Below are 14,315 nucleotides of genomic sequence, written 5' to 3'. Positions count from 1 at the left end.
TGTCACCACTGAAGAAAATTCATGTTTCGACCACGATCAATGGCCAAGCTGAGCAGTTCTTATGTGAGCCGCAGCAGGTTCTGTCAGATGTATTGCGCACAAACCTTAACCTGACAGGTACCAAAGAGGGTTGCACAACTGGCGATTGCGGAGCCTGTTCCGTAATGCTTGATGGAACGCTCGTCTGCGCCTGTCTGGTGCTGGCCGCTGAGGTTGAGGGCAAAACGGTGCTTACCGTCGAAGGTGTTGCCGAGGGCAATGCGTTGCATCCGGTGCAGCAGAAACTGCTGGAACACGCGGCTTTGCAATGTGGCATTTGTACGCCGGGGATTGTGGTGGCTGCCAAAGCGCTGTTGGAAAAAAACCCTGACCCCAGTGAGGAAGAAGCCCGTTACTGGCTCGCGGGAAATCTGTGTCGCTGCACAGGCTATGACAAGATCATTCGCGCGGTGCTCGACGCGGGCGCACAGATGCGGGGGGCTAAAGTATGAACGCAAAAACCGATTTCAAATATGTGGGCTCACGCCCGATCCGGCCCGACGGTGCCGACAAGGTGACTGGCCGTGCTCGCTACGGCGCTGACCTTAATGTGCAGGGCATGATTTTTGGTGCCATGGTGCGCAGTCCGCATGCCCACGCGCGGATTAAATCCATTGATTTTTCTGCCGCCGAAAAGCTGCCGGGTGTGCTTGCCGTGATGGGGGGTGACGATCTGCCCGATCCTGGTGACAAGATCATCCCTGGCGGCGAAATAGAAACTAAAGTTAAAGACATCGTCCCGTTGGTGATGGCGCGGGACAAGGTACATTTTCACGCCCAGCCAGTGGCAGCGGTGGCGGCTACCTCTCAACGCGTAGCTGACGAGGCGGCGAAATTGGTGAAGGTTGAGTACGAGGTGTTGCCGCATGTTCTGGATATGCATGAGGCGTTGCAGCCAAATGCGCCCTTGCTACACGAAGATTTGATTACGCACGGTGTCGAGCCTCCGCCGGAACAGCCCTCCAACGTCTGGACCCAGCTTGAGTTTGCCAGTGGCGACCTGGACAAAGGCTTTGCCGAGGCCGATATCATCGTTGAGCGTACCTATTCCGTACCCATGTGCCATCAGGGCTATATTGAGCCTCACGCCTGTGTGGTGAAGGTTGATGAGAACGATCGGGTCGATATTTGGTGTAGTACGCAGGGGGCATTCATTGTTCGCGCCCAGACAGCTGCCATCACCGGAATGGACGTCGGAAAAATCAAAGTGACACCCTCTGAAATTGGTGGTGGTTTTGGTGGCAAGACCACCGTTTATCTGGAGCCGGTTGCCACCGTGCTTGCGAAGAAATCCGGTCGCCCGGTAAAAATGGTGATGAGCCGGGAGGAGGTGTTTCGCGCGACTGGCCCGGCGGCGGCGGCCGAAACCCGGGTTAAAATCGGCGTTACTAACGATGGCAGACTTACGGCATTTGAAACCGATATCCTGATGGACACGGGGGCTTACAGTGGCCACCCGCTGATGGCGGCGGTATTGTTTTCAACGGCCTGTTACAAGTGCGACAACATCCGCAGTTTCGGTCGCGAAGTTGTCACCAACAAACCGCGCGTCTACGCCTATCGCGCTCCGGGGCTGCCGCAGCCCACGGTGGGTGTTGAATGTGTAATGAATGAACTGGCGGAAAAATTGGGTATCGACCCGATCGAGTTTCGCTTGCGCAATGCCATGGATGAAGGCGATGTCACCGTTATCGGCATGCCGTTTATGAAAATTGGTCTTAAAGCCTGTCTGGAAGCGGCGCAGGCCCATCCACACTATCGTTCTCAATTGCGCGATGGTCAGGGAAGGGGGGTGGCTGCCGCCTTTTGGATCAATGCCGGTATGCAGTCCAGTGCCACCATCAACGTGGCCGACGACGGCCGTGTGGCAGTGCTAACCGGCAGTCCTGATATTGGTGGCTCACGGGCGTCGATGGCGCTGATGGCTGCCGAAGTGTTGGATATTCCCGTTGATCGCATACAGCCGGCTGTAATGGATACCGATTCTATCGGCTTTTGCGATGTAACAGGTGGTAGCCGCACAACGCTCGCCACCGGTGGCGCGGTCATTCAGGCCGCTGAGCAGCTGGTAGATGATATGAAGGCGCGCGCAGCCCAGCTCTGGCAGATCGAACCGGAGCAGGTGACTTGGCGTGATGGGAAAGCGGTAGCCGCTGACGGAGAAAAACAACTGACGTTGCAGGAATTGGCCATGCAGGCGGGCGCCACTGGCGGGCCGCTAACGGTAACTGCCCGCCTCAATGCCCATACAGCGCAACCGGCGTTTGCAGTAAACCTGTGTGACGCTGCGGTTGATTCCGAAACCGGAAAGGTTACGGTTACTCGATTTACCTGCATTCAGGATGCGGGCAAGGCGGTGCATCCGGCCTACGTCGAGGGGCAGATGCAGGGTGGTGCAGTGCAGGGAATTGGCTGGGCGTTAAATGAAGAGTATATGTTTAACCCGGACGGCTCGATGGAAAACGCGGGCTTTCTCGATTACCGGGTGCCCGTTGCGTCAGATCTGCCCATGATCGACACCCAGATTGTGGAGGTGCCCAACCCGCTGCATCCCTACGGCGTGCGCGGAGTGGGCGAAGTGCCTATTGTGCCACCAATGCCCGCTGTGGTGACCGCCGTAAACAGGGCGGCCGGTACGTCGGTGTGCGATTTGCCGCTCACGCCCGCCAAACTGTTGGCGGCCATGAGCTAGGGTAAATCTCTTATGGCGCGGGTTATCTTTCCAAGCGATCTGCAACAGCTTACCGGCGAGCGAGAAACGCAGGTTGTGGCGTCGGATTTTCGTGGATTGGTCGTGGAGCTGTGCGCGCGCTATTCGGCGTTGTCTCCTGAAAGACTGCACAAATATGCCGTCGCCATCGACGGCATGATCATTCAGAGACCGCTTTTGGAGCGCTTTGCGGCAGACAGCGAGTTGGTATTTATGGGACGGATTGCCGGAGGCTAATGTTGACCGCAAAACCCACACTCACCAGAGGCCGCGCTGATTTTGTCGGTTGATCAATAGCTCAGCTTACTTTGAATTAACGCCAGCCCTTCCCGGTACACCTCTTCTTCGCAACTGAAATTATTGCGCCAGATATTAACGGCGGACACGATGTCTGGCACGGTGTTGCCGAAGGCTTCAATGACGATGCGTCCATTATAGTGGTGTTGATTTAACGCACTGAATACCCCTGACCAATCCACGGTGCCTGTACCTGGCGTTCCACGGTGACTCTCACTCACATGAATCTGGTTTATGCAGCCGATGCTTTCGCTAAGGGCATCATATTGATTGCGTTCTTCAATCTGGGCGTGGTGTGTATCGTAAAGCACGCCAACATTATCCAGAGCCACAGCATTGACCAGCGATTGCGCCTGTTTACTGGTATTCAGGAAATAACATTCAAAGCGGTTAAGAAACTCGACGCTTAGCTCAATACCAGCAGATTGTGCGTATTCGCCAGCGGTTCGCAGGAACTCAACACAGTAGCCAATCTCGGTGTCACTCGGCCCTTGCCCGCTAAACACCTTGTGCGCCGAATGAATGGGGCCAATAAGGGCCTCGCCACCCAGTTGTGCGGTGAGATCAATCTCACGCTGGAGTTGCTCTAGTGCGCGCTGCCGTACCTGTGGGTTGTTCGCGATAGGGTTCGTCTCTTCCTGACACAGGGTGGCAACGGTTCTGGCCAAGCCCAGTTGGTCCAGATGGCCGCGAAGCGCATTGATCTCATGCCGGGAATACTCTGCGTTGGGCAGCTCAATCAGATCGAAGCCGCTGTTGGCGAGATGCTCTATCAGCGGGAAATGCTGCTCAGTAACTCGGGTGGTCCAGAGAAACAGGTTCATACCAATTTTCATGTCATGCTCTGTGCTGCATTGATGGAGGCTGAAATGGCCGGTTATCGAAACAACTATCCGGAATAAGGTGTACTGATTAGTTGACCGGATGTAAAAACGCGACCTATAAGTATAAGTGCATATAGGACGGTGTTACGAATTTAAGGTTCGATTCAGGTTTCTGAATTTAACTCAGGCAGATAGAGCCTAGCTTTAGAAACATTTTACCAAAGTGCCCCTTGCAGTCAGTCAGCTATTCCATGTGCTGATTTGTACGGACAAAGAGATCATCAAAGAAGCGAGTATTTTTATGGCAACACAAGATTCAGTACAAAACAGCCAGCGGGATTCCAATCGCAGTGGTGCCAGCCTGCTAGGAGTGATGCTGGCGCCGATGCTGGCCGGTTTTCCGATGACCCTGCTGGCCCAATCAACCAGCGAGTCTGCAAACGAACAGATTATTGAAGAGGTTATTGTTACTGCTCGCCGCAAAGACGAAACACTGCAAGAGGTGCCGCTTTCTGTGAACGCGGTATCCTCTGAAAAAATTGCTGACTTGAATATTCGCAAGTTGGAGGATATTTCCAGCGTGGTCGCCGGCCTGAGCATGCAGGAAGACACCATTGCGCCCAATGCGAGTGTGCGGGGTGTGCGCTTCGACACCTTCGCCAGTGGCAATAACCCTACGGTCGAGTTTTATATGAATGACTCGCCCATCGTGTCACTGTCGGCGATGCAGGCCATGTTCGATATCGGCCAGATTGAAGTGTTGCGTGGGCCGCAGGGTACACTGCGCGGTCGCGCCTCTCCCTCTGGCGCCATTACCCTGACCACTAAGCGTCCTGACCTGCAGAAAATGGAGGGCTATATTGATCTGACGGCAACGGATATCGGTGGTCAGAACGCCCGATTTGCCGTCGGAAGCCCCTTGATCGACGACGTACTTGCGGTTCGGCTGGCGGGTTTTTATGAACAGAATGAAGGCAACCGGGTTGAAAGTATCAACAGCGATGAAGACCCTTTGTACGAGGGGGGAGGAGCACGTATTTCGCTGCGCTATGCGCCGAACGAAAAGCTGGAAGCGAACCTGATGTATCAGCGCATCAAGCCGCGACGCAGGCTGTTTACGCAGGTTGAATCGGCAAATCGCGCCGACCCGAGCCAGCCAGCACCTGCCCAGGGGGATTTTGACGCTGGTGACCGCAAAGCGGTCAGCGATATCGCCACTGAATCTCGCCACGACCTGCGCCGGCTCGGATTTGAACTGGGCTGGGAAGTGGGCGGCCTGATGCTGAACTACGCCGGCTCGTCAACCGATATGATGGTCAACTGGAAAGATGCGGACGATTCCGGTGATGTGTTTGGTCCGGGCTCTGATCCGCGTCTGCAGGACTACGGACAGGTGACAGATACCGAAACCAATGGACATAGTCATGAGTTCAGACTCTCGCCGTCGGAATTGATCAATGACAAATTCAGCTATGTGGTGGGTGTGCTGTATCAGGAAAATGAATCCGATACCGAACTGATGCGGCCTACCCCAGTGTTCCTGCCGTCCTTTGCTGGCGGCGGTCTGGCTACTGTGGTTCAGACGCCGGTCACCTCCCAGGGCGAATCCACTGAGCAATCGGTCTTCGCTAATGTGACCTGGATGCTGAACGAGAAATCGGAACTGTCAGGCGGATTGCGATATATCGATTACCAGACCGAAAACCAGGTCAGGGTCTCTGGTGCTACCATTTCCGATACCGATGAAGACTGGACAGAGACCATTTACTCCCTGTCTTACAAGCATCACTACAGCGATGACCTGATGGCATACGCCACAGCGGGTTCCTCCTGGCGGCCGGGTATTAACGTGGTGGGCAACTTCAGTCGCAATAAAAGTGCGCGCGAGCGACAGTTTGAGAGCCTCGATCCGGAAACCTCGGATTCCATTGAGTTTGGTGCCAAATCCACATTGCTGGACGGGCGCATGCAACTGAACGGAGCGCTGTACTATCAGACGTTTGATAACTACCCCTATCGCGCGGGTGGCGAAGGTGTGTACTACGTAGAAACCGATTCCTCTGGAACCCGTTCTGTCAAACAGCACAGCTTTGTGGCTGCGGTGCCGGTAGACGTATACGGGCTGGAAGTGGAAACCCGTTATCAGGTCAGCTCTGTTTGGTCGGTGGGCGCCCTGTTCAGCTATGCCAAGGGTGAAATCGACGGCGGCACTGTGCCCTGCAACGATTACGCGCCGGCAGATGGCCAGCCTGATTCCAGTGGTTCTGCACCCACAGTCGCCCAGATTGATGCCGCTACGGGTGGCCAGAATGTCGGTGCCTGTGATGTGGATTACCGCTCCAATTACGCACCGCTGTGGACCACCACCCTGTCCTCCGAGTATGGCTTTGAAGTCGCCGGTCTCAATGCGTACGTGCGCGGCTTGTGGACTGTCTATGGTTCGTCAAAGAACGACCCGACGAATGCATTCGACAATGTGGACTCCTACAATATCCTGAATCTTTACACTGGTGTCCGCGGCAGTGAGGGCAAATGGGAGGCGATGTTGTATGCCAAAAACATTGCCGACGAAGAAGAAGTGCTGAGCCGTGGTGCTACCCCGGCGGGTGTCGGCGTACAGGTATTACAACCGCCTTCGTTCACATCAGCATCCGGTGAAACACGTTCATCAACCTACCGTGAAATCAGCGTCACACCCGAGCGCGAAATCGGGTTGAATTTCCGCTACAACTTTTAAAGTCAACAGTCTTGATTCACTGCCGGGCATTAGCCCGGCTTTATTTTTGAAATGCTATCTGGATCAGGTTTCGTGAGTGAACAGCACAACGAAATAATTAACGTTATTGACCGGGAAAAAATTCGTGACTGCATAGCACGACTGGCACGCGGTGAGGACCGGCGCTGTGAAGCGGAGCTTGTTGCATGCTTCTGGCCGGATGCGCAGCTGGATTTCGGTATCTTTGCGGGAACATTGAAAGAGTATCTGCATTGGGTGCTTCCTGGTTCTCCGGCAGTTGTGCTGACACAACATATACTCGGGCAGTCACTTGTCGAGCTGAGTTCGGACAACCCGACAAATGCATCGTCAGATAACAGCAGGGTGGAAACACATGTCATGTCTTACCACCGTATTGATAGTGGTCAGGATGGAGCTGACCGCTTTCGGGATATTGTCATCGGTGGGCGCTATCTGGATGCATTGGAAAAACGGGGCAATGAGTGGCGTATTTACCAGCGCACCATGCTTTATGACTGGCATCAGGACTGGGGTGCTGCGGCAGACTGGTCGCAGGGATTAATGGGACAGTCATTCAGTGGTAGTCATTTTATTGGGAAAACCACAGATGATTACAGTAAGACGTTTTTTGGTAGGGCATAGCGCGATCACAGATACGCGCAGAAGTGAGAAGGGAGCAGCGAATGGCGAGTCTTGAGGGAAAGGTTGCCGTTGTAACTGGCGCGAGCCGCGGTATAGGGAAGGGCATTGCGCTGGCTTTGGCGAGTGAGGGAGCCACGGTTTATGTGACAGGCCGAACCGTTGCACACGGTGAGCACGCACTGCCCGGTACTGTGGGAGAGACTGCACAAGCCTGCTCGAAACGTGGCGGAAAAGGCATTGCTGTCAGGGTGGATCACAGCAGCGACAGTGATGTGGCCGCATTATTCGATCGCGTGCGCGAGGAACAAGGCCGTTTGGATGTTCTTGTGAACAACGCCTTCTCGCTCCCAGATGATCTCACAGAACAGAAACCTTTCTGGGAAAAGCCCCTGTCCAATTGGGAAATGATCGACGTTGGCGTGCGCTCCAACTTTGTTGCAGCCTGGCACGCTGCGCAAATCATGACGCCCCAGTCTTCGGGCTTGATCGTGGCCATTTCCGGATATACGGGTGTCGCATACACCTACGGTGTTGTATTTGGTACCAGCAAATCAGCGGTAGATCGCATGTCGCGTGATATGGCTATTGAACTGAAGCCTCATGGAATCACGTCGCTGTCACTTTGGCAGGGGCTTACCCTGACCGAGCGGGCAGAGCGCAATCTTGAAAATATTCCGGGTCTGAAAGGTGGTGCTGCCACTCGCCCCGATGATGCATGCTCGCCTGAGTTCCCGGGGCGTGTCATTGCGGCGCTGGCAAGTGATCCGCAGGTCTTGCGTTATTCGGGCGGCACGTTTATCACCGCAGAACTGGCCCAGGAATACGGGGTGAAAGACATTGACGGAAAAGTCGTACCCTCGTTGCGAGGATCGCGCGGGGCCCCACTGTGGGCGCCCATTGACGACTGAAAATGCACAGAGCTAACACGCGGGGTATTGCATGACGGACGCACAAGTATCAATGACGCCTGAGAAAATGGCGAAGCTGGAAGAACTACTGCATCGACAGGAAATTTACGACTGTTTGGTGCGGTTCAGCCGCGGAATTGATCGGTTTGATCGCGAGGTTTTTTTGTCAGCCTTTCACGAAGATGCGCAAATATCAGCGGGCATATTCGTCGGCGATCCCGTTTCGCTGTATGAATGGGCGCAGTCGATGCACAGCGAGGGGCAGGCCGCGACCCAGCACAATCTGCTTAATCACAGTTGTGACATTGACGGGGATATTGCTCACTCGGAAACATACTATCTGTATGTCGGCCGCAATCGCGACGACACCAACTGGATGGCGGGAGGCCGCTATATTGATCGTCTGGAATATCGTGCTGGTCAGTGGAAAATTGCCTTCAGAAATAATGCGATTGAATGGTCGGGTACGGTGCCGACAATGGATATTCCATTTGCTGATGTTGCCGATCTGCCGTTGAACGGTGTGCCAAGCCGGGATGTAAATGATCCTAGCTACCAGCGTCCGTTGTTAAACCGGCGACAGCCTTTCATTCCCGGTAATTGATCCTTAACCATAAAGGGGGCGTATGTTGCGGGGATGGAGTGGGTTGCAGTATTTTCGTGAAATACCGGATTGATCTTATGGGTGGCTGGCAATGAATTCGCTTCAGGAAAAACAGGCAATATACGAAGTACTTTGTAACTACTGTCGGGGGCTTGATCGTATGGACAAAGCCCTAGCCTATTCGGTGTGGCATGACGCCGGTACGGCACTTTATCACGATATATTTGAGGGTAGTGGGCGCGAATTTGTAGATTGGGTGTGGGATGCTCATGCTTTGATGGAGCGCCATTCCCATCAGATTACCAATCATATTATCCAGGTGAACGGCGAGTTGGCATGTAGTGAGACCTACGTGACAGTTGTACTGTGGTCGCTGCCGGATGAGGATGGCGGGCAGCGTGAAATTATCGGTCGGGGGCGCTATCTCGACCAGTGGTCAAAACGTGACGGCAAGTGGGCCATAGATCATCGCGAACATGTGCTGGATATGCAGACCATTCACGACCTGCATCGTGGCTACGTTAATGCGGTGTCTGCGCGTGACACCACAGATCCTTCGTTTAGGCTGCTCTCGCTGTAGAGTACTGCTAGCCATCGCGACTCATCCAAATGACGTAGCCTCACCTTGTTGACACTTTGTCAATAAAGCGAGAAAGTGATCCTCCCGCCAACGGAGGACTCGCCGGTGACCGCCGCCGCCCAACATCGATTAAACGCTATTGCTGAGCTTGCTCAACGCGCATCACGCGAAGAGCGGCGTGAACAGCTGATCAAGGTGGCGGCCTATATTGTTGAGTTTGAAGGCATTGACGCACTCAAACACGCCCGCATTGCAGAGCTTGCCGGTTGCGGCCGGCCGCTGGTCTATTCCTACTTTCCCAAGAAATCGGATCTTTACTTCGCCATTTCCGAATCTTTTTATCAACGTCTCGAGCAGCAGTTCACCTGCGAAGAGCAGTATCAGGCAATAAAGGGCTTTCTGGCGGGCGACAGCAGTCGCAGTGCGAGCCTGGAAGCCCTGATCTGGGATGTGATAGATGAATACGGCTGTGCCGGTTTGATTCTTAGAGCGGTCCCGGAAATCAACGAAGACTTCAGCGACTACCACCGAGAACTGGTGGCGCGTTACGAGTTCCGCTGGCACCGCTATTTTCTGGAGCTGGGGGTAGACGCGCTGTCCGCGCGGTTGCTGCTCGATAACTGCACGGCCGTTACCAAGAATTTTGCGTTGGCTTACAGCCGTGGCGAACTTGATCGCGGTACGTCTCTGCGGCGTACCCTTGCCGCACTGGGGGCATTGATAACATTGGAAATAGAGCGAATTCAAAAAAGGAGCAAGCGATGAGTTTTAAATTGAGCGTTGGTATTTATGGGTTGGAAAACCTTTACGGTGGCAGTCCGCGTGGTTTGATCGAAGTCGCGCAAAAAGCCGAGGCGGCGGGCATTGATCAGCTTTCGATGACCGATCACGTGGTGATGGGTAGCCGAACTGACCGCTACCCCTACGGTGAATTTCCGTCGCCACCGGAAACACCCTGGCTGGAACCGATGACCATCGAGTCTGCCATTGCCGGCGCCACCGACCGAATTGAGTTGTCACAGGGCGTGCTGATTGCACCTTTGCGATCGGCGGCCCTGTTGGCTAAACAGGTTGGCACATTGGACGCGCTGGCGCCGGGTCGGGTAGTGATGGGGTTAGGTACCGGCTGGCAGCGTGAAGAGTATGAGGCGTCTGGCTTGCCGTTTAAGGGGCGAAAGCAATACCTGTTTGAACAGATCGCGGCCATGAAAGCCCTATGGGCTAATGCACCGGCGAGCTATCAGGGTGAGAAAATAGCCTTTAACGATATTTATTGTCGTCCTGCGCCGAGCACAGTGCCGTGCTGGGTGGGCGTAAAAGCTAATGAAGAAAACTGCAAGGCCATTGCGCAAGTGGCTGATGGCTGGATACCCATTGAGCAAGACCCCAAGGTATTTGGCGAAGGCGTTACCGCATTGAAACGTGCTTTTGAAGACGCTGGGCGCGATCCGGCCGAGCTTCAAGTTCGCGCTATGGTCGAGCACAAGTTTGGCGCCGACGGCAACCCGGATTATCAGGCCACGATTGATACCATTCCTGCAATGTTGGAAGCGGGAGCCACCTATATAGAAATCTTGCCACTGTATTTTGTTTACGACGCCGCCATGTTCGACGAATTCTTTGGACGTCTGGCAGAAGTGAAAAAACAGTATTCCTAAAGGGAGAAAAGCTATGGATAAGAATAATGAACCCTGGCGTCTGGCCAATGAATATGTGCGCATTGTGGATGATCGCAATTTTGAAGAAGCCGAAGATATCATGTGGCCGGATTTCACCCAGCACGGCCCTGGATTTGGCGCAGAATCGCGTCAGGTGTTTATTGATAACCTGGAATTTCTGCGGCAATACAGTCGCACCTTTCACCTGATTGGCTCGCAGTTTGGTGAGTGGGATGGCGACAGGTACAGCGGCGAGACTTACTGCATTGCCTCCCACTTTTACGTCAAGGACGATGTGGAACACAAGATGGATATGGGAATTCGCTATCAGGAAACCATTGAAGTTCGTGAGGGTGTGGCCAAATACTTGAAACGCGATCTGAACGTTGTGTGGACCGAAGATCGTCCGTTGGGAGGTGAGTCATGAGCCGAAAGGTTGCCTTTATTACTGGCGCCAGTCGCGGTATCGGCGCAGTTACGGCGATTGAGTTTGCCAAGCAGGGATATGATCTTGCGCTCACAGCGCGCACAGTAAAAGAAGGCGAAGAGAACGAGTACGGCAGCTGGCAGTCGACAACGACTGCGCTGCCCGGTTCACTCGAAGCGACCGCCGAACAGGCTCGCGCTTATGGCGCTGATGTTTTGCTGATTCGTTCGGATATTCTCGATACGGATTCTGTGCTCGCTGCTGCCGATCAGGCCCTGACCCATTTTGGTCGGGTGGATGTGTTATTCAATAACGCCTGTTACCAAGGGCCAGGCAATATGCAGCGAGTGCTGGATGTAGAGCTGGAACAAGCGGAAAAGGTCTATCGTGGTAATGTGTTAACGCCGCTCGCGCTCGTGAAGAAACTGTTGCCGGGTATGCTGGAGCGCAACAGCGGAGCGGTGATCAATATGGTGTCGGGCTCGGCGTTAAATGACCCGCCGGCACCTGCGGATGAAGGCGGCTGGGGTTTTGTTTATCCCTCGTCAAAAGCGGCCTTGATTCGCATGATGCCCTCGCTGCGGGTGGAGCATAAAGACAGCGCGCTGCGTTTCTTTTCGGTAGAGCCGGGCTTTGTGTTGACTGAAGTGATGAAGGCCAATGGCTTTGATGACAAGATTGCCGCGCGCTTTAATCCAACCCCGCCACAGGCGATCGCAGATATTGTCTTCTGGCTGGCCAGTAGCGAAGCCGCTCTGGAACATCATCATCGCGCGGTAATTTTTGCACCGCAATTGCACAAAAAACTGTTTGCCGAGGCGTCATAGATGTTGCTGTCAGGAAAAATTGGTCTGGTTACGGGCGGTGGTAGTGGGATTGGTCGCGCCACCGCGCTTACCTTTGCAAGAGACGGTGCTCGGGTGGCTGTGGTGGATTATCACTTGGAAACCGCCGAAGAAACCGTCGAGTTAGTGCGCCAAGCGGGCGGCGAAGCACTGGCGATTCGCGCCAATGTAGGGAATGAGGACGATGTGAAGGCCATGGTCGAACAGGCTGTTGACGTCTTTGGTCGCGTGGATTGTGTCAGCAATAATGCGGCTTTCGGTGGTGGCTTTGCGCTGTTGCCAGATGTGACGGCGAAAAACTGGCAACTGGCGCAAGATGTCACGCTGAAAGGTGTGTGGCTATGTATGAAGTATCAGATACCGCAGATGTTGAAACAGGGTGGTGGTGCAATTGTAAATATCGCATCGCTTTCTGGGGTTCGAGGGGAAGCGATGCAGGCGCCTTACAGTGCAGCTAAAGGCGGCGTGATTGCCCTGACCAAAACCGCTGCTGCCGAATACGCCCAAAAGGGTATTCGTGTTAACGCAATAAATCCCGGAGGGATTCGCACACCGGCCATTGTGGACTATTTTGCCAAAGTGCCTGGTGCGGAGGAACACACCGCGAAAGTGCATGCCATGCGCCGGCTAGGTGAGCCCGAGGAAGTGGCCGACGCGGTAGCCTACCTATGCTCCGATCGCGCGTCGTTTATAACCGGCACCACGCTGGATGTAGATGGCGGCATTATGGTGAACCCGCACACGCTGTAGCACTGTGCGGTGAAACCCCGTCAGGCGTTAAGCTCCATTGCTTTTTGTGGCGTTTCTGTTCGTATGGCTGTCATTCAACACCTAGGGCAGCCTCCCTTTTTTCTGGATTGTTGGCTTGGAGATGCAGTCAGCGCAGCGCTCGAAAGTGGGGTCTGTCCCCGATTTTATGGAGGGCTTGCGCTGGCTTACGCTGCTCGCTAGTGTGTAGCGCGTGCCAATAACGAATAAGGAAGAGGCTATGAAGCGCTTGGCGTTCGTCCTGATGACAGTGTGCCTGGCGGGCTGTAATGCCCAGCGGGATTTTGCATGCGAAAGCGTTGGGGACCGTGTACCGATCTGTGATCTGCAGGCACCGGAAGATATCGAACTGACGCCTGATGGAAAGCAATTGATACTTTCTCAATTTGGCGGAATCACGGGTGATAGCGCAGGCAGTCTGGTGCTGTTCGACCCCAAAACCGACACAACACTGCCATTGTATCCGCAGGCCGGTCAGCGTGTTGCTTCAGCGCAGTGGGGCAGCGCCGACTGTCCGGGTGCGCCGGGCGCGGCAATCTCCCCGCATGGTATTCACCTGTCGCAGCGTGCAGATGGCCGCTGGCAGTTGCTGGTGGTGAATCATGGTGGTCGTGAGTCGGTGGAGTTCTTCGAATGGCAAGCGGAGCCGGCGGCCCTGCACTGGCGCGGTTGTGTGGTGATGCCAGAGGGTGCCTTTATCAATGATACTGTGGCTCTCCCGGAGGGTGGTTTACTGGTAACGCAGATGTTTCCGAAAGATAACCTCTGGGCGCTGGTGCGAACGTTTTTTGGTGCAGAGAAAGGACATGTCTGGCGTTGGCGGCCTGATACTGGGATAGATATTCAGCCAGGCAGTATGGGATCTTTTCCCAACGGCATTCAGATTAGCGCTGATGGTAAAACGCTATTCCTGAATCTCTACACCAATAATGTGGTGCGCAAAATTGATCGCGCGAGCGGCGAGCATCTGGGTGAGGTCGCGATAGAGCATCCGGATAACAGTAGTTGGCTGCCCAATGGTCGTTTGCTCGTGGCCTCGCATCCTCGAGATAGTCTGCTGCCTGGTTTATGTGGCGATGTTCATAACGGTGCCTGTGAGTCGCGCTTTCAGCTGGTGGCCGTTGATCCCGAGACACTGACGTCGCAGGTGATGTTCGAACAAAAAGGTGCGCCGATGGGTGCGGGTACGGTTGCCGTAGAGTGGGGTAACTACTGGTATATCGGTTCTTACGCAGGTAATAGGCTGCTAAAAGTGCCTAAGCCTGACCAATAACAG

The 14,315-nt window shown here is 54.4% G+C and carries 15 protein-coding genes; 14 read left to right on the top strand and 1 reads right to left on the bottom strand.

All coding sequences use genetic code 11. The annotated features are described in order from the left end of the window. The first annotated feature begins 8 nt into the window (after nucleotides 1–8). The 3 genes from AC222A_RS05450 to AC222A_RS05440 are packed head-to-tail and all read left to right on the top strand — an operon-like array spanning nucleotide 9 to nucleotide 2,986. The gene (locus tag AC222A_RS05450) at nucleotides 9–491 is read left to right on the top strand and encodes a (2Fe-2S)-binding protein (RefSeq protein ID WP_372797798.1); all 483 of its coding nucleotides are present in this window, start codon (nucleotides 9–11) and stop codon (nucleotides 489–491) included. Beyond that, on the top strand, nucleotides 488–2,731 hold the full coding sequence (locus tag AC222A_RS05445) for a xanthine dehydrogenase family protein molybdopterin-binding subunit (RefSeq protein ID WP_372749042.1): 2,244 nt from the start codon (nucleotides 488–490) through the stop codon (nucleotides 2,729–2,731). The genes AC222A_RS05450 and AC222A_RS05445 overlap by 4 nt, the downstream gene beginning before the upstream one ends. Before the next feature lie 12 nt (nucleotides 2,732–2,743). Continuing rightward, on the top strand, nucleotides 2,744–2,986 hold the full coding sequence (locus tag AC222A_RS05440) for a hypothetical protein (protein WP_372749041.1): 243 nt from the start codon (nucleotides 2,744–2,746) through the stop codon (nucleotides 2,984–2,986). Between the two features lie 53 nt (nucleotides 2,987–3,039). Here AC222A_RS05440 and AC222A_RS05435 read toward each other — a convergent pair whose 3' ends face one another. Beyond that, nucleotides 3,040–3,882: a sugar phosphate isomerase/epimerase family protein gene (locus AC222A_RS05435; protein WP_372749040.1), complete on the bottom strand. Its 843-nt coding sequence runs from the start codon at nucleotides 3,880–3,882 to the stop codon at nucleotides 3,040–3,042. 289 nt (nucleotides 3,883–4,171) lie between these two features. On the opposite strand from AC222A_RS05435, the gene AC222A_RS05430 reads away from it, so the two are divergent. The 11 genes from AC222A_RS05430 (at nucleotide 4,172) to AC222A_RS05380 (ending at nucleotide 14,312) form a co-directional block, all read left to right on the top strand. Further along, nucleotides 4,172–6,607, top strand: coding sequence for a TonB-dependent receptor (locus tag AC222A_RS05430; RefSeq protein ID WP_372781007.1), 2,436 nt, complete (start codon nucleotides 4,172–4,174; stop codon nucleotides 6,605–6,607). 72 nt (nucleotides 6,608–6,679) lie between these two features. Beyond that, the gene (locus AC222A_RS05425; RefSeq protein WP_372749622.1) at nucleotides 6,680–7,249 is read left to right on the top strand and encodes a nuclear transport factor 2 family protein; all 570 of its coding nucleotides are present in this window, start codon (nucleotides 6,680–6,682) and stop codon (nucleotides 7,247–7,249) included. Nucleotides 7,250–7,290: 41 nt separating this feature from the next. After that, complete coding sequence (locus AC222A_RS05420; protein WP_372763809.1) at nucleotides 7,291–8,157, top strand: SDR family NAD(P)-dependent oxidoreductase; 867 nt, start codon at nucleotides 7,291–7,293, stop codon at nucleotides 8,155–8,157. Nucleotides 8,158–8,188: 31 nt separating this feature from the next. Then, nucleotides 8,189–8,761, top strand: a complete 573-nt coding sequence (locus AC222A_RS05415) for a nuclear transport factor 2 family protein (protein ID WP_372749620.1) — start codon at nucleotides 8,189–8,191, stop codon at nucleotides 8,759–8,761. A gap of 91 nt (nucleotides 8,762–8,852) precedes the next feature. Further along, a complete protein-coding gene (locus tag AC222A_RS05410; protein ID WP_372749619.1) occupies nucleotides 8,853–9,341 on the top strand; it encodes a nuclear transport factor 2 family protein in 489 nt (162 codons plus the stop codon). A 105-nt stretch (nucleotides 9,342–9,446) separates the two neighbouring features. Further along, nucleotides 9,447–10,106, top strand: coding sequence for a TetR/AcrR family transcriptional regulator (locus AC222A_RS05405; protein WP_372749618.1), 660 nt, complete (start codon nucleotides 9,447–9,449; stop codon nucleotides 10,104–10,106). Continuing rightward, nucleotides 10,103–10,999 (top strand): TIGR03619 family F420-dependent LLM class oxidoreductase, encoded by an 897-nt coding sequence (locus tag AC222A_RS05400; protein WP_372749617.1) that lies wholly within the window; start codon nucleotides 10,103–10,105, stop codon nucleotides 10,997–10,999. The genes AC222A_RS05405 and AC222A_RS05400 overlap by 4 nt, the downstream gene beginning before the upstream one ends. 13 nt (nucleotides 11,000–11,012) lie before the next feature. Continuing rightward, nucleotides 11,013–11,426: a nuclear transport factor 2 family protein gene (locus AC222A_RS05395; RefSeq protein ID WP_372758871.1), complete on the top strand. Its 414-nt coding sequence runs from the start codon at nucleotides 11,013–11,015 to the stop codon at nucleotides 11,424–11,426. Beyond that, nucleotides 11,423–12,253 (top strand): SDR family NAD(P)-dependent oxidoreductase, encoded by an 831-nt coding sequence (locus AC222A_RS05390; RefSeq protein ID WP_372750284.1) that lies wholly within the window; start codon nucleotides 11,423–11,425, stop codon nucleotides 12,251–12,253. Before AC222A_RS05395 ends, AC222A_RS05390 begins: the two co-directional genes overlap by 4 nt. Further along, the gene (locus AC222A_RS05385; RefSeq protein ID WP_372750285.1) at nucleotides 12,254–13,021 is read left to right on the top strand and encodes an SDR family NAD(P)-dependent oxidoreductase; all 768 of its coding nucleotides are present in this window, start codon (nucleotides 12,254–12,256) and stop codon (nucleotides 13,019–13,021) included. It abuts the gene before it with no gap. A gap of 238 nt (nucleotides 13,022–13,259) precedes the next feature. Then, the gene (locus AC222A_RS05380) at nucleotides 13,260–14,312 is read left to right on the top strand and encodes an SMP-30/gluconolactonase/LRE family protein (protein WP_372797464.1); all 1,053 of its coding nucleotides are present in this window, start codon (nucleotides 13,260–13,262) and stop codon (nucleotides 14,310–14,312) included. Nucleotides 14,313–14,315: the final 3 nt, after the last annotated feature.

It is taken from the genome of Litorivivens sp., assembly GCF_057445395.1.
This window is presented reverse-complemented; position numbering and strand designations above follow the sequence as displayed.